A 663-nucleotide genomic window follows, 5' to 3' on the forward strand; every position below is an offset into this window, starting at 1 on the left:
AATCCTTGGATTTGATCCGCATGTAAGTCCATAGTGAGGACACGATCAGGGCCAACCGTTTCGATTAAATCGGCAACGACAATGTACAAAAAGAATATTACCTCACAGATGTGATTAAAATTTTTAGATCATTGGGAAAAAAAGTCGGAGCAAAAACTCTGGCAAATGCTTTAGAAAGTCACGGCATCAATTCGCCTGATGATTTGGCTCTTGCAAAACAATATATAGATAAAGGGTTGGTTGGAGTATGAATCCCAGCGAAGTAGTAGTATTTTCTGGAAATGCAAACAGACCTCTTGCTGAGGAAATTTGTAAACACCTGGGCATTCCGAACGGCCAAATCTCTGTGAAGAGATTCTCCGACGGGGAAAGTTCTGTAAAAATCGAAGAAAACGTTCGTGGACGGGATGTATTTGTGGTTCAATCCATCAGCTTCCCTGCAAACGACAGTTTGATGGAACTTTTACTCATCATTGATGCTGCAAGAAGGGCTTCTGCTCGTCGCATTACTGCCGTTATTCCTTATTATGGGTACGGACGCCAAGACAGAAAGGTAGAACCACGGGTTCCTATTTCCGCTCGTATGGTTGCCGATTTAATCGAAACGGTTGGCCCTGATCGTGTCCTCACTATGGACTTACATGCGGATCAAATCCAAGGATT

Annotated in this window: 2 protein-coding genes; both read left to right on the top strand. The window is 43.1% G+C overall.

Annotated features, from left to right (window positions below; all coding sequences use genetic code 11):
• The first annotated feature begins 110 nt into the window (after nucleotides 1-110).
• The gene (locus JWG41_RS20395; protein WP_408611799.1) at nucleotides 111-251 is read left to right on the top strand and encodes a hypothetical protein; all 141 of its coding nucleotides are present in this window, start codon (nucleotides 111-113) and stop codon (nucleotides 249-251) included.
• On the top strand, nucleotides 248-663 hold a 416-nt coding region (gene prs / locus JWG41_RS20400), incomplete at its 3' end, for a ribose-phosphate diphosphokinase (protein ID WP_205271479.1). The genes JWG41_RS20395 and prs, both read left to right, overlap by 4 nt.

It is taken from the genome of Leptospira chreensis (assembly GCF_016919165.1).
Classification (GTDB): Bacteria; Spirochaetota; Leptospiria; order Leptospirales; family Leptospiraceae; genus Leptospira_A; species Leptospira_A chreensis.